This window comes from Xanthomonas sp. BRIP62409 (genome assembly GCF_003992965.1).
In the GTDB taxonomy this organism is placed as follows: Bacteria; Pseudomonadota; Gammaproteobacteria; order Xanthomonadales; family Xanthomonadaceae; genus Xanthomonas; species Xanthomonas euroxanthea.
Window position 1 is genome coordinate 152,472 of sequence record NZ_QEZJ01000026.1, and the last position, 20,375, is coordinate 172,846.

The 20,375-nt window shown below is 68.0% G+C and carries 14 protein-coding genes and 1 other RNA gene; 12 read left to right on the forward strand and 3 right to left on the reverse strand.

What is annotated here, in order from left to right:
- The first annotated feature begins 82 nt into the window (after positions 1 to 82).
- Positions 83 to 2,185, forward strand: a complete 2,103-nt coding sequence (locus tag EO170_RS16270) for a glycosyltransferase (protein ID WP_164741073.1) — start codon at positions 83 to 85, stop codon at positions 2,183 to 2,185.
- 57 nt (positions 2,186 to 2,242) lie between these two features.
- On the opposite strand, the gene EO170_RS21535 is transcribed toward EO170_RS16270, so the two are convergent.
- Both EO170_RS21535 and EO170_RS16285 read right to left on the reverse strand, forming a co-directional pair.
- Positions 2,243 to 3,757: a hypothetical protein gene (locus EO170_RS21535; protein ID WP_164741074.1), complete on the reverse strand. Its 1,515-nt coding sequence runs from the start codon at positions 3,755 to 3,757 to the stop codon at positions 2,243 to 2,245.
- A gap of 191 nt (positions 3,758 to 3,948) precedes the next feature.
- The gene (locus EO170_RS16285) at positions 3,949 to 6,132 is read right to left on the reverse strand and encodes a bifunctional (p)ppGpp synthetase/guanosine-3',5'-bis(diphosphate) 3'-pyrophosphohydrolase (protein WP_164739768.1); all 2,184 of its coding nucleotides are present in this window, start codon (positions 6,130 to 6,132) and stop codon (positions 3,949 to 3,951) included.
- On the opposite strand from EO170_RS16285, the gene EO170_RS16290 reads away from it, so the two are divergent.
- The 11 genes from EO170_RS16290 (at position 6,076) to EO170_RS16335 (ending at position 16,068) form a co-directional block, all read left to right on the forward strand.
- Positions 6,076 to 6,453, forward strand: a complete 378-nt coding sequence (locus EO170_RS16290; protein WP_126946492.1) for a hypothetical protein — start codon at positions 6,076 to 6,078, stop codon at positions 6,451 to 6,453. The two genes, EO170_RS16285 and EO170_RS16290, sit on opposite strands and share 57 nt — an antisense overlap.
- Entirely contained in the window at positions 6,422 to 6,502 is an 81-nt protein-coding gene (gene pqqA / locus EO170_RS16295) for a pyrroloquinoline quinone precursor peptide PqqA (RefSeq protein WP_002812057.1), read from the forward strand. The genes EO170_RS16290 and pqqA overlap by 32 nt, the downstream gene beginning before the upstream one ends.
- Positions 6,503 to 6,568: 66 nt before the next feature.
- Positions 6,569 to 7,468 (forward strand): pyrroloquinoline quinone biosynthesis protein PqqB, encoded by a 900-nt coding sequence (gene pqqB, locus EO170_RS16300; protein WP_104584653.1) that lies wholly within the window; start codon positions 6,569 to 6,571, stop codon positions 7,466 to 7,468.
- On the forward strand, positions 7,465 to 8,217 hold the full coding sequence (gene pqqC / locus EO170_RS16305) for a pyrroloquinoline-quinone synthase PqqC (RefSeq protein ID WP_126946495.1): 753 nt from the start codon (positions 7,465 to 7,467) through the stop codon (positions 8,215 to 8,217). Before pqqB ends, pqqC begins: the two co-directional genes overlap by 4 nt.
- Positions 8,214 to 8,492 (forward strand): pyrroloquinoline quinone biosynthesis peptide chaperone PqqD, encoded by a 279-nt coding sequence (pqqD, locus tag EO170_RS21830; RefSeq protein ID WP_115677205.1) that lies wholly within the window; start codon positions 8,214 to 8,216, stop codon positions 8,490 to 8,492. Before pqqC ends, pqqD begins: the two co-directional genes overlap by 4 nt.
- The gene (gene pqqE, locus EO170_RS16310) at positions 8,489 to 9,592 is read left to right on the forward strand and encodes a pyrroloquinoline quinone biosynthesis protein PqqE (RefSeq protein ID WP_241239458.1); all 1,104 of its coding nucleotides are present in this window, start codon (positions 8,489 to 8,491) and stop codon (positions 9,590 to 9,592) included. The genes pqqD and pqqE overlap by 4 nt, the downstream gene beginning before the upstream one ends.
- Positions 9,593 to 9,755: 163 nt before the next feature.
- Positions 9,756 to 10,268: a hypothetical protein gene (locus tag EO170_RS16315; RefSeq protein WP_104584661.1), complete on the forward strand. Its 513-nt coding sequence runs from the start codon at positions 9,756 to 9,758 to the stop codon at positions 10,266 to 10,268.
- Between the two features lie 65 nt (positions 10,269 to 10,333).
- Positions 10,334 to 11,851: a PhoPQ-activated protein PqaA family protein gene (locus EO170_RS16320; protein ID WP_126946501.1), complete on the forward strand. Its 1,518-nt coding sequence runs from the start codon at positions 10,334 to 10,336 to the stop codon at positions 11,849 to 11,851.
- 304 nt (positions 11,852 to 12,155) lie between these two features.
- Complete coding sequence (locus EO170_RS16325) at positions 12,156 to 13,190, forward strand: glucokinase family protein (protein WP_126946504.1); 1,035 nt, start codon at positions 12,156 to 12,158, stop codon at positions 13,188 to 13,190.
- Between the two features lie 102 nt (positions 13,191 to 13,292).
- A complete protein-coding gene (locus tag EO170_RS16330; RefSeq protein WP_126946507.1) occupies positions 13,293 to 15,929 on the forward strand; it encodes a TonB-dependent receptor in 2,637 nt (878 codons plus the stop codon).
- 62 nt (positions 15,930 to 15,991) lie between these two features.
- Positions 15,992 to 16,068, forward strand: a non-coding RNA gene (locus EO170_RS16335) — sX9 sRNA.
- A 109-nt stretch (positions 16,069 to 16,177) separates the two neighbouring features.
- Here the strand turns inward: EO170_RS16335 and hrpA are convergent.
- Positions 16,178 to 20,293 carry an ATP-dependent RNA helicase HrpA gene (hrpA, locus tag EO170_RS16340; RefSeq protein ID WP_126946510.1) on the reverse strand — a complete coding sequence of 1,372 codons (4,116 nt, stop codon included), beginning with the start codon at positions 20,291 to 20,293 and terminating at the stop codon, positions 16,178 to 16,180.
- Positions 20,294 to 20,375 lie beyond the last annotated feature (82 nt).

The window sequence follows — 20,375 nt, forward strand, 5'->3', positions numbered from 1 at the left end:
GCGCTTGCCTTGCGCCGTCCTCGCTGCCTGACGACTGCTCGCCGGGTTTTCTTCGTCACGCCACGTCTGGAGTTCCAACGGAATGTCGATGTCACTGGCCGATGCACGCTATCTGTTCAATCGCGTGCTTGGGCTGATTCACCGCAGCGTGGCGAGCATGCGCACACGCGGCTGGCGCGCCACCTGGCAGCGCATTCGCGTGCATACGCAGGCACCACCGGTGGCGCTCGGCACGCCGTTGTGGTTGCCGGAGGCCGCACCGTTTGCCGCGTTTGCGGTTCCGCACAGCGACACCCCGCGCGTGACGCTGGTGATTCCGGTCTACAACCACATCGCGCACACGCTGGCGTGCCTGCGCGCACTGGCGGCACATCCGCCGCTGCTGGAGGTGGAGATCATCGTCGTGGACGACGGCAGCAGCGACGCCACGCAGGCGCAGCTGCCGCAGGTGCAAGGGCTGCACTACCACCGGCGCGTCAGCAATGGCGGCTTCATCGCCGCCTGCAACGACGGCATCGCCCTGGCGCGCGGCGACTACGTGGTGCTGCTCAACAACGACACCATCCCGCAACCCGGCTGGTTGGATAGGCTGATCGACACATTTGCCCAGCACCCCGGCGCCGGGCTGGTCGGCGCGCAACTGGTGTACCCGGATGGACGCCTGCAGGAATCCGGCGGCGTGGTGTTCGCCGACGGCAGCGCCTGGAGTTACGGCCGTTTCGAATCGGCCGACGACCCGCGCCATGCCTATGTGCGTGCGATGGACTACTGCTCCGGCGCGGCGATCGCGCTGCCACGCGCGCTGTTGCAGACGCTGGGTGGGCTGGATCGCCGCTACATGCCGGCGTACTACGAAGACACCGATCTGGCGTTTGCGGTGCGTGCCGCCGGCTACCGGGTGCTGGTGCAGCCGGCCAGCGTGGTGGTGCATGACGAGGGCACCAGCAATGGCACCGACACCCGCACCGGGGTGAAGGCGTACCAAGTGCGCAACCAAGGCGTGTTCGCCGACAAGTGGCAGCAGGCGCTGGCAATGCAGTTGCCGGTCGGCACGGTCCCCGGGCCTGCGCTGCTGCATCGTGGCCAACGCCAGGTGCTGATCCTGGACGAATGCGTGCCGCAACCGGACCGCGACTCGGGCTCGTTGCGGCAGTTCAATCTGATCCGCCTGCTATGCGAAGAAGGCGCGCACGTGGTGTTCGTGCCGACCCGCCGCGAACACGCCGGACGGCACACGCAGGCGCTGCAGCAACTGGGCGTGGAAGTCTGGTACGCGCCGTTCCTGGACGGCATCGGCAGCTGGCTGCGCACGCACGGCCCGCGGTTTGCGGTGGTGCTGCTGGTGCGTCACCACGTTGCGCATGCCTGCCTGCCGCTGCTCAGGCAATACGCCCCGCAGGCGCGCACCCTGTTCGACACCGTCGACCTGCATTACCTGCGCGAGCGCCGCGGCGCCGAGCTGGCCGGCGATGCCAACCTGTTGCGCGCGGCCGAACGCACCCGCCTGCGCGAGCTGGAGATCATGGCCGCCACCGATGTCACGCTGCTGGTCTCGGCAGCCGAGCAGGCGCAGCTGCAGGCGGACGCACCGCAGATCCGCACCGCCCTGCTCTCCAACCTGCATGAGGTGGCCGGCAGCGGCCGCCGCTTCGAGCAACGCCACGACCTGGTGTTCGTCGGCGGCTTCCGGCATTCCCCGAACGTGGATGCGGTGCAGTGGTTCATCAGCGCGATCTTTCCGCAGGTGCGCGCGCACCTGCCGGAGGTGATCTTCCATTGCATCGGCGCGGACATGCCGGAGGCATTGAGACTGCTGGCCGACGAATGCCCCGGCGTGCAATTGCACGGGCATGTGCCGGATCTGCTGCCATTCATGGAGACCGCACGCATTGCGGTGGCGCCGTTGCGCTTCGGCGCGGGCGTCAAGGGCAAGATCAATCTGAGCATGGCGCATGGGCAGCCGGTGGTCGGCACGACCTGCGCGGTGGAAGGCATGCATCTGCGCGACGGCCAGGACGTCTGCGTGGCCGACGACGCCGACGCGTTCGCCGATGCAATCGTGCGCCTGTATCGCGATGCGGCGCTGTGGCAGCGCCTGGCCGACAACGGCTTGCATAACGTGGCCCGGCATTTTTCGCTGGATGCGGCACGCAGCACGGTGCGCGAGCTGTTTATTGCCGGGTGAGTGCCCGCCGGGGGTTCGGGCAGCGCGTGCAGGGCGCCGCCGCAGGCGGCCGCGGCGTCAGCGTTGCTCCGCCACCGCCTTGACCCGGCGTGTGAACTCGGCCAATTCCGGCAGCTCCGGATCCAGCTGGTGCGCCTCGTCCTGCGCGCGCCGCGCGAAGGCAGCATCCTCCTGTCCCAGGCGTTCGCTGCCCACCGCGATCCAGCGCTGCGCTAGCCGGCGACGCGCGCCGGCCAGCGCATCGTCACCGGGCATCAGCGCCTGCCAGGCATCCAGACAGCCGCGCGCGGCACGCAGGCGGTTGTTGCGCAGCTCGTCCTCGAAGCAGCGCTGACTGGCAGGCACCACGCGTGCGGCGGCCTGCAGCACGCGTGGATCGCGCGGTGCCAGCGCCTGCGCCGCACGCACCGCGTCGTAGGCACTGGCGCCGGGAGGCGTCATCCATTGCTGTCGCGCTTCGGCATCCGTGACCCGCTGCAGCAGCGCGCGCAGGCGGCGCTCGCGGGTACCGCGCGACAGCCCGGTTTCCGGGCTGCGCTGTGCATCGCGTGCACGCGCGATGGCCTGCTCGGCCTGGGCGATCGACGCAGCGCCTGGCAGCAAGGCTTTCGCTTCCTGCAGCGACTTCAGCGCCGCGTCGAACTGGAAGTCCGCCGCCTGCCGGCCGGCTTGCGCGGCATATTCGCCGGCCACCCGCTCAAGCCCACGCCGGGCGGCCGCATCCTCCGGCTCGGCCGCCAGCACTGCGTTGAAATCGCGTGCGGCCGGTGCCAGGCGACCACGCCGCAACAGGCCCTCGGCGCGCTGACGGCGCTGTTCCAGCACGCGGTGGTAGTGGCCCTCGGTCAGCGGGACATCGGCATGCCCGGGGTCATAGCGCTTGGCGGCGGCCAGCAACAGCGCCGCATCGCCGAGCGCATCGCGCGCCAGTGCGTGGCGGGCCTGCGCCAGCAGATCGGTCAATGCGTCCTCGCGCCCTTCCAGCGCATCGGTACGGTCCGGCGCCAGGGTCAGGATGCGCTGGTACAACGGCAGCGCGCTGTCCGGGCTGCCATCCAGGCGCCCTTGCTGTTGCGCGGACACCGCCTGGGCGAACAAGGCGTCCAGGCCGGCCCGACGCGCCTGCAGCGCGCGCAGGCGCAGCGCGACCGGGGCGGTCTGCGCCTGCGGCACCTCCAGCGCGTTCGCCAGCGTCAACGCACGTTGTGCAGCGGCGGCGTCCCCGGCTGCGACCGCCGCACGTGCCTGCACCACGGCGGCGGCACCGGTGCGCGCCAGGCCGGCGCGGGCCTCGCCACGGTCGCTGTCCAGGGCAAGCGCGGCCGCGAACAATTCACGCGCGCCGTTGCCGTCAGCCGTACTGAGGTGGCCGCGTGACAGCGCCGCATCGCCGCGCTGCAGCAGTTGCTGGATGCGCGTGTCCGGCCATAGCCAATCGGCCAGCGGCTTGCGCAGCACGACCGTGGCCAGCAACAGGCAGGCGCACAACACCAGCACCACGCGCCATAGCGCGCGGCTGCGCAATGGCGCCCAGAGGCGGGGCGATCGGGCCCAGCGCGGAAGCGGGAACATGCGGTGGCGTCCGTCCTTGGCGCGACCTGAGGGGGACGCGTTCACCGGGTCATGGTAGCTGTCTGCTGCGAAGACGATGTGGGCTTGGGGGATTCGGGAATCGGGAATCGGGAATCGTCAGGCAGGCACCCCTCGCTTGCTGTGGGTGCCGTCTGTTCCGAAGCGATCGGCGCCGGCGAGCGGCGGCGCACTCAACCGAGTCGCCGCACCTCGTTGACGCCGGGCAGCGCGTCCAGCTTGCCAAGCAGACTGGACAGCTGGCCGTAATCGCTGACCTTCAGGCGCAGGCGCAGCTGCGCCCTGCCGGTGTCGCGCACGTTGTCGCTGTTGATTTCCAGCACGTGCGCGTCCTCCTGCGCGATCAGGTTGGTGATGTCCTTGAGCAGCCAGCGGCGGTCGACCGCGCGCACCTGCACATCCACTTCGTAGCCGCTGCCGGCCTGGCCCCACTCCACCGGGAGCACGCGCTGCGGATGCGCCGCCGCCAGCCGCGACAATGCCGCGCAATCGGTGCGATGCACGGTGATGCCGCGGCCGCGGGTCAGATAGCCGGCGATCGGCTCGCCCGCCACCGGCTGGCAGCAGCGCGCCAGCTGCACCAGCAGATTGCCCACGCCCTGCACGGTGAACTTGGACTTGCCCAGGCCCTCGCGGCGCGCGGTGGGCCGCGGTGGCGCCGGGACCGCGGGCTGCGAGGCGGCCCGTTCGGCCTCCAGCAGGGCGCGGCTGACCTGGTTGGGCCCGGTATCGCCCAGCGCCACCTGGATGTACAGGTCGTCGACCGTCTCGGCGTGGAACTTGCGCGTGGCCACGCCAAGGTCGGCGTGCTGCAGGCCAAGGCGCTTGAGCTCGCGATCGAGCAGGTCCTTGCCGGCCTGCACGTTGCGCGCGCGGTCGAGCTTGTGGAACCAGGCGCGCACCTTGTCGCGCGAGCGCCCGCTGGCCAGAAAGCCGTTGGACGCCAGCAGCCAGTCGCGGCGCGGGTCGGCTTCCTTGGCGGTCATGATCTCCACCCGGTCGCCGCTGCGCAGCCGGTAGGTCAGCGGCACGATGCGGTCGTTGACGCGCGCGCCGCGGCAGCGATGCCCGACCATGGTGTGCACGTGGTAGGCGAAGTCCAGCGGCGTGGCGCCTTGCGGCAGGTCGATGACCTCGCCCTTGGGCGTCAGCGCATACACGCGGTCTTCGATCAGCTCGGCATCCAGCGCACCGGCCAGTTCGCCGTGGTCGCCGTCCTGCACCTGTTCCAGCAACTGGCGCATCCACTGGATCTTGCGGTCGAAGGCCTTCTCGCCGCCCTTGCCGCCTTCCTTGTATTTCCAGTGCGCGGCCACGCCGAGCTCGGCCTGCGCGTGCATCTCGTGGGTGCGGATCTGGACTTCGATGGTGCGCCCTTCCGGGCCGACCACCGCGGTATGCAGCGAGCGGTAGTCGTTGGCCTTGGGCCGGGCGATGTAATCGTCGAACTCGCTCGGCACGGGTGCCCACAGCGAGTGCACCGCGCCCAGGGCGGCATAGCAGGCGGCCACGTCGTCGACCATCACCCGGACCGCGCGGATGTCGTACAGCTGGTCGAAGGACAGGCGCTTTTTCTGCATCTTCCGCCAGATGCTGTAGATGTGCTTCGGCCGCCCGCTCACGTCCGCGCGCAGGCCCTGCTGCGCCAGCGTCGTCGACAAGGTGCGCTTGACCGCATCCAGATAGCGCTCGCGCGCCACGCGGGTTTCGTCCACTTCGCGGGCGATGCGGCGGTAGGTGTCCGGCTCCAGGTGCCGGAACGCCAGGTCCTCCAGCTCCCATTTCACCTGCCAGATGCCCAGCCGGTTGGCCAGCGGCGCATGGATGTCACGGGTGAGCTGGGCCAGTGCACGGCGCTGCTCTTCGCTCAGGCGGTCGGCCACGCGCATGCGCGCCAACTGCCGTGCCAGCAGGATCGGCACCACCCGCAGGTCGTGGATGATGGACAGCAACAGCCGCCGCAGGCCTTCGCTGTTGCGCCCGGCCTCGCGACCGGCGTGCAGGGCCCAGACCTGGTCGGCCGCATCCAGCCCGTCCAGCAGCCCTTCCACCGCCACACGGCGCTCGGCCGGTTGCCACGGCAGGCCGGCGATCGCGCCGCGTAGCGCCGGCAGGTCGAACAACAGTGCCGCAATCAGGGTCGCCTCGTCGGCCGCCAGCAACCCCAACGCGTCCAGCGTGTCGGCGAGCAGCGCCCAGGGCACGTCCTCGCTCGGCGAAGGCTGCTGCTGCCAGGCCTGCGCCAGCGCGTCACGCAGGTCTGGCGCGATCGATGCGAGGGCAGGACGCTGCAGCAAGGCATGCAGGCGCTCGAAAGAGGAACTGGTCACAGCGGTGGACACGGCGATCGGCAACAACAAGGGGCTGACAGCTACGGTAACGTGCGCGTCACCTTCTCCACAACGCGCAGTGCGTCGTGGTCGGCGCAACGGCACGCGCCTGCGCTTATGGTCGGTTCACCCGCCAAGGTCTTGATTCGCAACCGCTGCGGGCCGGGATTGCTGCAGCGCCGCAAGCCGATCAGCACGGTCAATCGGCTTTTTACATGCTTTTTACAACTCGCCCAGACCGCCTGCCTATCCTCCATTGGCGTTGCCGCTGCGTCCTGCCGCGGCCACGTCATTCCAACCAACTGCGAGGTAGCCGATGAAGACCTGGAAGAAGCCTGTCGTTCGTGAAGTCAACTGTGGCGCCGAGATCAACTGCTACGTCTCCGGCGAATTCTGAGCGCACCTGCCGCCCTTCCTCCCGATGCATGACCGGCGATTGCCGGCAGATAGGTAACAGTTCTCCATGCGCATCATCGTTCTGGGATCGGCGGCCGGCGGTGGGCACCCGCAGTGGAATTGCCACACACCCGCCAGCCGGCGGGCATGGCAACAAGCCGACGGTGCCCAACGTCGTACCCAGGCCAGCATCGCCGTCAGCGCCGATGGCCAACGTTGGGTCCTGATCAACGCCTCACCCGATTTCCGTCAACAACTCCTCGCAACGCCCGCGCTCTGGCCGCAACGCGGTCTGCGGCATTCACCGATCGAAGCGGTGTTGCTGACCAGCGGCGAGATCGACCATATCGCCGGGCTGCTGTCGATGCGCGAGAGCCAGGCGTTCTCGCTGCATGCCAGCCGCCGCGTGCTGGACCTGCTGTCGCAGAACCCCATCTTCGATGCAGTCAATCCGGCTTACGTGCAGCGCCAGCCGTTTGCGCTGGAGACGCCACTATCGCTGCTGGGCCTGCAGCTGACGCCCTTCTCGGTGCCCGGCAAGGTGCCGTTGTTCATGGAATCGCGCAGCGGCGGCGACCTGGCCGGCTCCAATGAAGAAACCCTCGGGCTGACCATCGACGATGGCCAGCACCGCGTGCACTACATCCCCGGCTGCGCGGCGATGACCGATGCCTTGCGCGCGCGCCTGCAAGGCGCCGAGCTGGTGTTTTTCGACGGCACGCTGTGGCGCGACGACGAGATGGTGCAACTGGGCATCAGCCAGAAGACCGGCCAGCGCATGGGCCACATGAGCATCGACGGCCCCGACGGCACCATTGCCGCGTTTGCCCCGCTGGAGGTGGCGCGCAAGATCTTCATCCATCTCAACACCACCAATCCCGTGCTCGACATCCACTCGCCGGAGTACGCCAGTGCGCGTGCCAGCGGCTGGGACGTCGCCTACGACGGCCTGGAGATCACCCTGTGACCACCCTGCTCACCCCGGACCAGCTGGAGGCGGACCTGCGCGCCATCGGCGCCCGCCTGTATCACGACCAGCATCCTTTCCACGCGCTGCTGCACGAGGGCAAGCTCGATCGCGGCCAGGTCCAGGCCTGGGCGCTGAACCGCTTCGAATACCAGCGCTGCATTCCATTGAAGGACGCTGCGATCCTGGCGCGCATGGAGGACCCGGCGTTGCGGCGGATCTGGCGACAACGCATCCTCGATCACGACGGCAACAGCCCCGGCGATGGCGGCATTGCCCGTTGGCTGCACCTGACCGACGCGCTCGGCCTGGACCGCACGCTGGTGGAATCCGGCCGTGCGCTGCTGCCCGGCACCCGGTTCGCGGTGCAGGCCTATCTGCAGTTCGTGCGCGAAAAAAGCCTGCTCGAGGCAATCGCCTCCTCGCTGACCGAGCTGTTCGCTCCCAACATCATCGGCCGGCGCGTGGCCGGCATGCTCAAGCATTACGACTTCGTTTCGCACGAAGCGCTGGCCTATTTCGAGCATCGCCTGACCGAGGCGCCACGCGATTCGGATTTTGCGCTGGACTACGTCAAGCAGCACGCCGATACCGTCGAGAAACAGGAGCTGGTCAAGGCCGCGCTGCACTTCAAGTGCTCGGTGCTGTGGGCGCAGCTGGACGCATTGCACGTGGCCTACGTCGCCCCGGGCATCGTGTGGCCGGATGCATTCGTGCCCGACCGCGACGCCAGCCGGGCAGCGGCGTGAGCAGCATCACCCGCGACAGCCAGCCGGCCCTGCGCGCAGGCGTGCGCCTGCAGCACGACCGCGCGCGCGACCAATGGGTGCTGCTGGCGCCGGAACGGGTGGTCGAGCTGGACGAGATCGCACTGGTGGTGGCGCAGCGCTACGACGGTGCGCGCTCGCTGGCGCAGATCGCGCAGGAACTGGCGGGCGAATTCGACGCCGACGCGGCCGATATCGAAGTCGATGTGATCGAACTCACCAACACGCTGCATCAAAAGCGTCTGCTGCGGCTATGACCATCGCCCCGCCACCCCTGTCGGTGCTGCTGGAGCTGACCCATCGCTGCCCGTTGGCCTGCCCGTATTGCTCCAACCCGATCGCATTGGCGGCGCTGCGCGAGGAAATGGATACTGCCGGCTGGCGCTCGCTGCTGCAGCAGGCTGCCGACATGGGCGTGCTGCAGGCGCATTTTTCCGGTGGCGAACCGATGCTGCGCAAGGACTTGCCCGAGCTGGTGGCGCACGCACGCGCGCTCGGGCTGTACAGCAACCTGATCACCTCCGGCGTAGCCGGCGGCGAGCCGATGCTGGACCAGCTGCAGGCGGCCGGACTGGAGCATGTGCAGCTGAGCGTGCAGGATGTCGACCCGGCCGGTGCCGACCGTATCGCCGGCTATCGCAACAGCCTGGCGAAGAAGCGCGCGTTTGCCGCCGCCGTACGTGCGCGCGGCCTGCCGCTGACGCTTAATGCGGTCTTGCATCGCCATAACGCCGAGCGCGTGCCCGGCATGATCGCGCTGGCGCTGGAGTGGCAGGCCGAACGCATCGAAGTGGCGCACACCCAGTACTACGGCTGGGGCCTGCGCAATCGCGCCGCGCTGATGCCCAGCCGCGCGCAGCTGATGGCCACGATTGATGCGGTGGAAACCGCCCGCCGCGAGCTCGGCGACCGCCTGGCGATCGACTTCGTCACCCCCGATTACTACGCCCGCCAGCCCAAGCCGTGCATGGGCGGCTGGGGCCAGCGCTTCGTCAACATCTCCCCGCGCGGCGACGTGCTGCCCTGCCACGCAGCCGAAACCATCGACGGCATGCGCTTTGACAACCTGCGCGAGCGTTCGCTGGCCGACATCTGGAACAACGGCGAGGCCTTCGTGCGCTTCCGCGGCACCGCGTGGATGCCCGAGGTCTGCCAGGGCTGCCCCAAGCGCGAGATCGACTGGGGCGGCTGCCGCTGCCAGGCGCTGGCGCTCAGTGGCGATTCCGCCACGCTGGACCCGGTCTGCGAACGCTCGCCGCGGCATGCCGAGGTGCGCGCCACCGCCGAACGCGAAGCTGCAGCGCCGGCACCGGAGTTTGTTTACCGCCGTCCCGAGCGTGCGAAAGTGCCCGCGTAGACCTTACGTCGCCGGTGGCGGAGCGCCCCACACCCTGGTGGTGTCTCCACGCTGTGCGAGGCGGCTCGGGGCTGTCCCGCACACATCAGCACCTGTGGTCTCAGGCTGCACGCTGCGCTCCAGCGTCTACACTAGCGGCCTCTTCGTCTTCTGGATGGCTTCCATGTCGCTCGCGCGCCGCATTCCCTTGCTGGTCTGCCTGACCCTTGCCCTGAACGCCACCCCGGCCCTGGCACAGCGCGCGGTGCAGGGCGACCTGCAGTCGCAGATGAGCGCCGAACAGTTCAAGGCCGCCGGCCTGGACAAGCTCGATGCCGGCGAACTGGCCGCGCTCAACGACTGGCTGCAGGGCAAGGTCGCCAAGGAAGCTGCGGTCGTGGTCGAACAGGCCAAGGAAGCCGGCCGCCAGGAAGTGATCGTCAAGAACCGCGGCTTCTTCGATTTCGGCAGCAAGGAGCCGATCGAGAGCAACATCGTTGGCGAGTTCAAGGGTTTTTCGACCGGGCGCGTCTACACGCTCGCCAATGGCCAGGACTGGGAGCAGACCGACGCCGCCACGTTGTCGGGCGTGCGCAAGACCGCGCCCAAGGTCAAGATCAAGCCGGGTCTGGTCGGCGTGTGGTATCTGCAGATCGAGGGCTACAACACCCAGGCCAAGGTCCGCCGGATCAAGTAAGCCCAACCGGGCACCGCGCAGCCCGCCAGCGGGATTGGCGCACCCACGCCACTGGGAGAACATGCATGCGGTCGATGACACGTTGCAGCCTGGTGTTGCTGGCGTCGCTGGGCTGGTTCGCAGGTGCTGCGCCTGCAGGCGCGGCCACTGCAGCCGCCCTGTCAGCGCAGCAGTGCGCCGACGCGCCCGAGGTCGGCATCGACCAGGCGCTGGTGTGCTATCACGATGCCATCGAACGCCAGCCGCTGGTCTACCGGCGTGTGGCCACCAGCACGGTGGCCGGCGTCGAGCGGCGCGATTACCTGCTGACCTCGCAGCAATGGTCGCCCGAGGCCCTGGTGCAGCCGGCCAGCTGGCAACACGATGTCGCGATCTATGTCCCCACGGATGCGCTGCCGACACGTGCACTGTTGCTCTCCACCAATGGCACCCGTCATCCAGCCGATGGCGGCGCGCCGCAGCCGCCCAGCGAATTGTCGCCCGAGGCCCTGGCGACGCTAGCAAAGCGCAGCCGCACCGTGGTGATTGCGCTCGGCGATATCCCCAGCCAGGCGCTGACCTATCGCAACGACGGCACGCCGCGCCGCGAGGACGACAGCGTCGCCTACAGCTGGTCGCTGTTCCTGGCATCGCCGCAGCAACGCAAGACCCTGCCGCTGCATGTGCCGATGGCCGCCGCCATCGCGCGCACCATGAGCCTGGCCGAACGCGAGTTGGCGCCGTTGCAGATTCATCGCTTCATCCTCGCCGGCGCCTCCAAGCGTGGCTGGGCAAGCTGGCATGCCACCATCGCCGACGCGCGCGTGGAGGCCGTGGTGCCGTTGGTGATCGACATCCTCAACATGCCGGCAGTGCTCGAGCACATGTACCGGAGCTATGGCGGCAACTGGCCGATCGCATTCAACGCCTACGCCAGGCAGGGCATCACCACGCAGCTGCACACGCCGGCCTTTGCGCAACTGGTGCAACTGCAGGACCCGCTGCATTATCTGCACACGCCGCAGCGCAAACGCCTGGCCGTGCCCAAGTACATCGTCAATGCCAGTGGCGACGATTTTTTCCTGCCGGACAACACGCAGTTCTTCTACAACGCGCTGCCCGGCAGCAAGGCGCTGCGCATGGTGCCCAACAGCGCGCATAACGGCATCCGCGCCTTCATCGTCGACAGCCTGGTGCCCTTCGTGACCCGGCTGCAGCAGCAACGCGCGCTGCCAAAGGTGCGCGATTCGCTGCGCGCAGGCGAACACCCGCAGCTCCGCCTCCACTCCTCCGAGCGCCCTGCGCAGTTGCGCCTGTGGCAGGCGAGCAACCCGGTGGCGCGCGACTTCCGCCATGCCTGCGGCATTCGCTACAGCGCCACGCCGATCACGCCTGCACGCGGCAACACCGTGTCGGTACCGGTACGGATGCCCGAGGCCGGCTGGAGCGCGTACTTCATCGAGGCCACCTACGCGGACGGCTTCGTCGCCACCAGCCAGACCTACGTGCTCGGCAAGCAGCAGTACCCGACGCAGGCGCCACCCACGGATGGCGCGGCCTGCAGCACCTTGCCGGGCGCTGCCTCTGCGGCGACTGCGCGCTGAGTGGGCGACTCCGCCGACAACTGACAACCAGGCTGTCGGTATCGAATGTCGATGTCGATGCCTACGATGCCCCCCCGGATGGCGACAACCACCACCGCTACCGGTCCGCAGTGGCCCGCGCGCGCCTTCCGCACTGCGCAATCACCTCCGCGCAGACAGCGCTGAATCGGGCGATCCTGCACTTGAGCCTGCCAACAAGATCGATCCAACCCGACTGAACCATTGACATCGTTGTCACCAGCTTCTACACAGGCCGCTACTCGCCGATCGCATTGGCCGACCGGACGAACCCAAAGGACTGCACGTGGCTGCGACTTCGCGTTCTGCTCTCGCTACCGGCCTGCCCACCGCACCGGTTGCCACCGGCTTCATCGCGGCCGACGTCGGTGGTACGCATGTGCGGGTCGGCCACATCGCGCAGGCGGACAACGCTGCAGCCGAGCTGGCGCATTACCGCACCTACCGCTGCGCCGAACACGCCAGTCTGGACGCCATCCTTGCCGACTTCCTGAAGACCGGACGCGATGTCGAAGCCGTGGTGATCGCCAGTGCCGGGGTCGCACTGGACGATGGCAGCTTCATCAGCAACAACCTGCCGTGGACGATTTCGCCTGGCCGCATTCGTGCCGCGCTCGCCGTGCCCCGCGTGCACCTGGTCAACGATTTCGAAGCGGTGGCCTACGCCGCCCCCTTGATGGAGCAACGCGCCGCGCTGCAACTGAGCGGGCCGACCCCGCGGCATGCGCGCGCCACCGGCCCGATCCTGGTGGTCGGCCCCGGCACCGGGCTGGGTGCGGCGGTCTGGATCGATGCCAGGCCGCGGCCGATCGTGCTCGCCACCGAAGCCGGCCAGGTCGCCCTGGCCAGCAACGACGAGGTGGAACTGCAGGTGCTGCGGATCCTGCTGCGTGGCGAGCGCTATCTGCCACTCGAGCATGTGCTGTCCGGGCCCGGCCTGCTGCACCTGTACAACGCCGCGTGCGAACTGCATGGCGCCACCCCGCGCCATCGGCTGCCGGCCGCGATCACGCATGCCGCGCTGCACGAAGACGATGCGCTGGCACGCGAGTGCCTGCAGATCTTCTGCGCTGTGCTGGGTAGCGCGGTCGGCGACATGGCGCTGGCCTACGGCGCGGCCGGCGGCATCTATCTGGCCGGCGGCTTCTTGCCGACGATCGGGCCGTTCCTGCAGAACAGCGCTTTCCGCGAACGCTTTCTGGCCAAAGGCCGCATGCGCGCGGTGCTCGAACGCATCCCGGTCAAGCTGGTCGAGCACGGGCAACTGGGCGTGCTTGGCGCGGCCAACTGGTATCTGCAACACCACGCTGACCTGTCGTAAGCGATCCACCACGCGCTCGGTCCCGAGCGCGCGTCTGCAAGACCCCGCATCCGGCGAGCAGCAGCCCGCCGTCCTTCCCTGTGCGTGATGAGGAGAGACATCATGAAATACAGCATCACCCTGCTGTCCAGCGCGATCGCGTTGTCGCTGGCATTCACTGCGCAAGCCCAGGACACGGTCGACCGCCAGGCCACCGACCTGGATGCCGTGCAGGTGGTCGGCATCCGTGCCAGCCTGGAAAAGTCGCTCGACACCAAACGCAACAACGCCGGCATTTCCGAAGCGATCACCGCCGAAGACATCGGCAAGTTTCCAAGCACCAACGTGGCCGAGGCGCTGTCGCAGATTCCCGGCGTCACCCTGGACCGGCGCTTCGGCCAGGGCGAGCGCGTCAGCATCGACGGCACCGACCCCAGCCTCAATCTGTCCTTCCTGGACGGCCACCCGGTGGCGCAGGCGATATGGCTCTACGGCGAGCAACCCAGCCGCGGATTCGACTACACCTTGCTGGCGCCGCAGATCCTGGGCCGCGCGGAAATCCTTAAATCCTCCGAAGCGCGCCTGACCGAAGGCAGCCTGGGCGGCACCGTGTTGATGCACACCCGGCAACCGCTGGACCTGGACGTCAACGAGGTGGCCGCCTCCATCGGCTACAGCTACAGCGCACAGGCCAGCGAAGGAAAACCGAATGCCGCGCTGCTGTATAGCTGGAAAAACGCGGCCGACACCTTCGGCATCGCGGTATCGGCGCAGCATTACGAAGAGCGCGTCGATCGCCGCGGCATGGAAGTGTTCGGCTATGCACCCGCCAGCACATTTGCCAATGCCGCAGGCGGCGTGCCCGCCGATGCGGACGTGCCCAACTCGATCAACGCGGCCTGGTTCCAGCAGGATCGCGAGCGCGACAGCGCCGTGGTCAACCTGCAGCTCAAGCCCAGCGAGGCCTTGGAATTCAACCTCAGCGGCCTGTACATCAACGAGAACTTCGACAACTACAACCAGTCGATGTACAGCTTCCTGACCTGGAATGCCGGCACCGTGGCGGCAGTGGATCAACTCGGCGGCCTGCGCAACGGCGTGGTGACCAGCGGGCATTCCGGCGCCAATGCCGACCCGCTCGGCGGCACCGTGATCTACGACAACAATGTGCGCGAATCGGAAGTGACCACCAAGGGCCTGGACCTGCGCGGCGCATTCCGCGGCGATGGCTGGGGATTGAATGGGCAGGTGGGCCAAAGCAGATCCGAGAACAAGGATCTGTCGCAGTACTTCATCGAGCCGTTCTACAACGGCGGCTTCAGCTGGGACACGCGGCGCGGCATCCGCTTCGACGACCCGGCGCGTGCGCGCGATCCGGCCAACTGGGGCTCGGCCGGCGGCTGGTTCGGCAATAACGGCATCTTCTCGACTGAAAGCAAGGACACCTACGGCCAGCTCGATCTGAATCTGCAGTTCGACAGCGTGTTCAATCAACTGCTGCTGGGCGTGCGTCATGGCAAGCACGAGGAGCGCTTCGAGCTCAACGTCTATGGCGGCGTGACGCCAGGCACGCTGGCCGATGTGGGCACCATCGGGCTCACCGACCTGCAGGAGTTCCATCCCGACCACGGCCGGCATGTGCAGGCAGGCCGCAACAACGTGCTGGACTGGATCCGCAACAGCCCGGTCGACTACGGCGCGCCAGACCCGGCCAGCTACCTCAACAACACCTGGGCGCTGCAGCAGACCAATAACGCCGCCTATGCCCAGCTGAATTTCTCCGGCGGCGGCCTGCGCGGCAATCTCGGGCTGCGTTATGTGGATTCAAAAACCGAGGGCAGCGGCTTCGTCTACAGCGGCACGCCCACCCTGCAGAACGCCGACAGCCTGTGGCAGACCCGCACGCGCAAGGAGGATTTCCTGCTGCCCTCGCTCACGCTGGCCTACGAGGCCGTCGACGATTGGGTGTTCCGGTTTGCCGCGGCCAAAGTGATCGCCTGGGCACCGTACAACCAGATGGTCAACAACACCTTCCTCAACGACACCACGCTGACCGGCAGCGGCGGCAATGCCGAGCTGTCGCCGTACGAATCCTGGAACTTCAACCTGTCGGCCGAGTATTACTTTGCCCAGCAGTCGGTGGTGGCCTGGTCGGTGTTCTACAAGAAGATCGACAACTACATCGATACCAGCGCCAGCGTGGAACGCCAGTACAACGCGCTACGCGATACCGCGCCGCAAAGCTGGGCGCAGTTGCTCGGCAGCAACGGTTGCACCGCCGATGGCTATTGCGATTACAGCATCCAGCGGCCACGCAACGCCGGCGATGGCAAGGTCAAGGGCTTCAACATCGCATTCCAGCAGCCGTTCGGCGACAGCGGCTTCGGCCTGACCGCCAACTACACCTACGCCAATGGCCAGAACAACACCGGCGATGCCCTGCCCTATCAGTCGCGCAACAGCGTGGCAGTCAGCCCGTACTACGAAAAGGGCCCGCTCAACGCGCGGCTGACCTACAACTGGCGCGACAGCTACCTGGCCGGCGGTTACGTGGCCGGCGCCGCGCCGGCAAGCGTGGACGACTATGCCGAACTCGGCGCGAGCATCGGCTATGCGTTCAGTCCGAACTGGTCGTTGCAGATCGACGCGCAGAACCTGCTGGACGAGCAATACCTGCAGTATCTCGGCGACACCGACCACCTGGCTGGTCGCTACAGAAGCGGGCGCCGCTATATGGCGAGCCTGCACATGAAGTTCTAGCAGCGGCTGGCAAAACGGCTGCGCTCGCCGCCAGGCGGGCGTGGCCCGTGCTCGGAATCGGCACGTACACCTCGTATACGCCGGTTCCGAGCGCGCCGTCCACGCCCAGCCGACCACTGCTCGCTATGTTTCGTTGGTGGCTTCAAGCGCAGCGCGCGGCATGAGCAACCCGTTGATGGCAGGACCTGCGCTGATGCAGCGCGCTGGTGATGACGGCAAGCCGTCGTCACCAGCGCATCCAGCACCACTCAGTTGCGCAACGCCGCCACCCGCTGCGACAACTTCTTCGCCGACACGCCCGACCTGGCGCCCAGCTCCTGCGCAAAGACCGACACGCGCAATTCCTCAAGATCCCAGCGTAGCGACTGCCATTCATCACGTTGCTGCAACCCACGCGCGGCCGCCTGGTCCAATGCATCCACGAACGGCTTGAGTTCGAGCATGCGCGCCTGGTCGCGGGCCGGATCGCGTTTGGCACGCTCTGTCCGCAGGATCATCGCCTTGAGATAGCGCGGATAACTGGCCAGTGCCTCGGCCGGTGTTTCGCGCAGGAAGCCGGCATGCACCAGCGCGCGCAGCTGCTGTTCCATATCGTCCAGGTTGCCGCGCGCCCAGCCCATCAACGGCGCCTCCAGCAGCGGCTTGAGTTCGGCCACGGCGCCAAGGATGCTTTCGGCCAGCGTCAGCCGTTCCATCGCCTCGCCGAACAGGCGCTTGCCGGCCTCGTCGCGGCGCTGCGCAAAGGCACCGGGGTCGCGTATCGCGCCCAGGCCATCGGCCAGCACCGCGTTGAGCGCGGCATCGACCAGATCGCCGCGCAGACGCTCCTGCGATTCGATCGCCGCGTACAGCAGGCCGGTCTTGGGCGACACCGGCAGTTGCTTGCGCGCCTGCTTGATCTTGTCGGCCAGCGCGATTTCCAGCAGCCGGCGCACGCCGCGCGGATGCGCCTGCGCCGCTTCGTTGCGGTCGGCGAAAATGCGCAGCGCCGCGTCTTCGCCCTGGTCCACCAGCGCCGGATACGCCGGCACGCCGGCCTCGCCGGCCACCTGTTCGGGAATCGGCGTGGACGGAAAATCGCGCAAGCCCTCGGCCGCCAGCGCGCGCCCCGCACGTGCGGCGAAGGCCTGGCCGGCACGCTCGCCAAAGCGTGCGCGCAATCCGTCCAGATCGCGCGACTCGGCCAGTACCTTGCCGTCGTCATCGCGCAGGCGCAGGTTCATCAGCAGATGCGTGTCCAGCGACTCTTCGTCGAAATCCAGCGCCGCCACCTGCGTGCCGGTGGCCTTGGTCAGGAAGCGCGCCAGCTCGCCACGGATAGCGTCGGCCGAGGCGATGCTGTAGGCCTCGTAGAACGCGCGCCCGAAATCCGGCGCCGGCACATAGTTGCGCCGTTGCGCCTTGGGCAGGCTGCGAATCAGGGCCGATGCCTTGTCGGCGACGAAGCCCGGCGCCAGCCACGACAGCCGCGCCGGATCCAGCGCATTGAGCAGGTGCAGCGGCACATCCAGCGTCACCCCGTCATCGATGGCGCCCGGCTCGAAGCGGTAATGCAACGGCAGCCGCGCATCGCCCAGCGGGAAATACTTGGGAAACCGGTCGGCCTCGCTGCCTTCGCCCGGCAACAGGTCGTTCAACGTCCAGTGCAGGCTGCGGCGCTTGTCCGGCGGCAAGGTCTTCCACCATGCATCCAGCCCGCTGGCCGAGTGCAGCTCGGCCGGGATGCGATCCAGATACCAGCGCGCCTGCCAGTCTTCGTCGGCGACGATGCCGGCCCGGCGCAGCTTGGCTTCTTCCTCGCGCGCCTGCTCCAGCACCTTGAGGTTGTCGGCGATGAACGCCGCACGCGTATTGATCTCGCCGGTGACCAGGCCCTGGCGCACGAACAGGTCGTGTGCGCCGGCCGGATCGATCTTGCCGAAGTGGACCGGCTTTTTCGGCGCCAGCACCAGGCCGAACAGGCTGATCTGCTCGGATGCCACCACCTGCCCCTGCGCACGCGACCAATGCGGGTCGAAATGCTTGCGTGCCAGCAGATGCCCCAGCTCGGCGATCGCCCAGTCCGGCTCGATCGCGGCATTGGTCATGCCCCAGACTTTTTGCGTATCCAGCAGCGTGGCGGCCAGCATCCACGGCGGCGGCTTGCGTGCCAGTGCCGAGCCGGGAAACGGCACGAACCGGCGCTGCCGCGCGGCGAGAAAATCGCCTTTTTCGGTGCGATGGCCGATCTGCGTGGGCAGGCCGGCCAACAGCGCACGATGCAGGGCCTGATACGCCGCCGCGCGTTCGCGCTCGCCGATGCGTGCCGAGGCCTCGGCAAGGTCGGCCTGCTTGCCGGCTGCGGCGGACGTGGCTTGCGCAGGTGGCGCATTCGGATCCGGCTTGCCTTCGCGCGCCAGCCGCGCAGCGCGATGCAACTGCCCGCGCGTCGGCCGGTTGGCGTTGTGCCCGTCCTCGCGCGCAGGCGCGCTGGCACCTGCCAGCAATGGCGCCAGCATCGCAGCGGCCGGCTCCTCGCTCCACCCCAGCTCTTCGCACAACAGGCGCAGCTGCCGATGCAGCTCACGCCATTCGCGCATGCGCAGGAACCCGAGGAAATGCCGGTTGCACCAATCGCGCAACTTGGACTGGGTAAGATCCTCGTGCACCTGCCGGTACGCCTCCCACAACCGCAGGATGCCGACGAATTCGGAGCGTGCATCGGCAAACAGCGCGTGCGCGTTGTCGGCCGCCTCGCGTGCTTCGGGCGGGCGCTCGCGCGGATCCTGGATACCCAGGAACGCGGCGATGATGATCATCTCGCGCAGGCAGCCGTGCTGTTGCGCGGCCACCAGCATGCGCGCCAGCTTGACGTCCACCGGCAGGCGCGCCATCTGCCGGCCGATGGCGGTGAGGCGCCGATTGGCATCGATCGCGCCCAGCTCCAGCAACTGCTGCCAGCCGTCGGCGACTGCGCGTTCGTCCGGCGCTTCCAGGAACGGGAACTCCTCGATCCGCCCCAGCCCCAGTTGCAGCATGCGCAGGATCACGCCCGACAAGGACGAGCGGCGGATTTCCGGGTCGGTGAATGCCGGCCGCGCGGCAAAATCCGCTTCGGCATACAGGCGGTAGCAGATGCCTTCGGCAATGCGGCCGCAGCGGCCCATGCGCTGGTTGGCGCTGGCCTGCGAGATCGGCTCGATATGCAGGCGGTCCAGCTTCTGGCGCGGGCTGTAGCGCTTGATCCGCGCAAAGCCCGGATCCACCACATACCGGATGCGCGGCACCGTCAGCGAGGTTTCGGCCACGTTGGTGGCCAGCACCAGGCGCCGGCGCGGCCCCGGGTTGAACACGCGGTCCTGGTCGGCCGCCGACAGCCGCGCGTACAGCGGCACCACTTCGGTTTCGCGGTACTTGCGCCGTTCCAGCGCCTGGTGCGCATCGCGGATCTCGCGCTCGCCCGGCAGGAACATCAGCACGTCGCCACGCGGATCGATGCGGGTGATCTCGTCGATCGCCGCCACGATCGCATCGTTGACGGTGCGCTCGCCATCGCGGCCATTGCCACGCTCGCCGCCGTCGTCGGCCTCGCCCTCGAGCGGCCGGTAGCGCACCTCGACCGGGAAGGTCCGGCCTTCCACGTCGATCACCGGCGCGTTGTCGAAATGCCGGGCGAAGCGCTCGGTGTCGATGGTGGCCGAGGTGACGATCAACTTCAGATCGGAGCGCTTGTGCAGCAACTGCTTGAGATAGCCGAGCAGGAAATCGATGTTGAGGCTGCGCTCGTGCGCCTCGTCCACGATGATGGTGTCGTAGGCCGACAACCAGCGGTCGCTGGCGATCTCGGCCAGCAGGATGCCGTCGGTCATGAACTTGATCCGCGACTGCTCGCCGACCCGGTCGGTAAAGCGCACCTGGAAACCCACCGTGGTGCCCAGCGGCGTGTTCAGCTCCTCGGCCACGCGCGCGGCCACCGCCCGCGCGGCGATCCGGCGTGGCTGGGTGCAGCCGATCATGCCGGCCGCGCCGCGCCCGGCCGCCAGGCACAGCTTGGGCAGCTGGGTGGTCTTGCCCGAGCCGGTCTCGCCGGCGATGACCACGACCTGATGGTCGCGGATCAGCGCGATGATGCGCTCGGCCTCGCGCGCGATCGGCAGTTGCTCGTCCAGCGTAATCGCCGGCTGCTGCTCGGCACGCGCCTGGCGTTGCGCCTGCGACGCTGCCAGCGCCTGCTCGAAGGCCTCGCGCACCTGCGGGTTGCCGGGCTTGCCCTGCCAGCGCGACCATAGACCGAGCAACCGGCCACGGTCGCGGCTCATCGCGCCATCGACGGCGCGGCGGCGCTCACGCAAGGTGTTGGCAAGGTCGGTGTCGATAGCGCTCATTGATCGAAAAATGTGAAAGATTGAATGACAGCAGATCCTTTAGCCTGTCTATTGTGACCCGATATCTGTTTCCTCAGGAGGA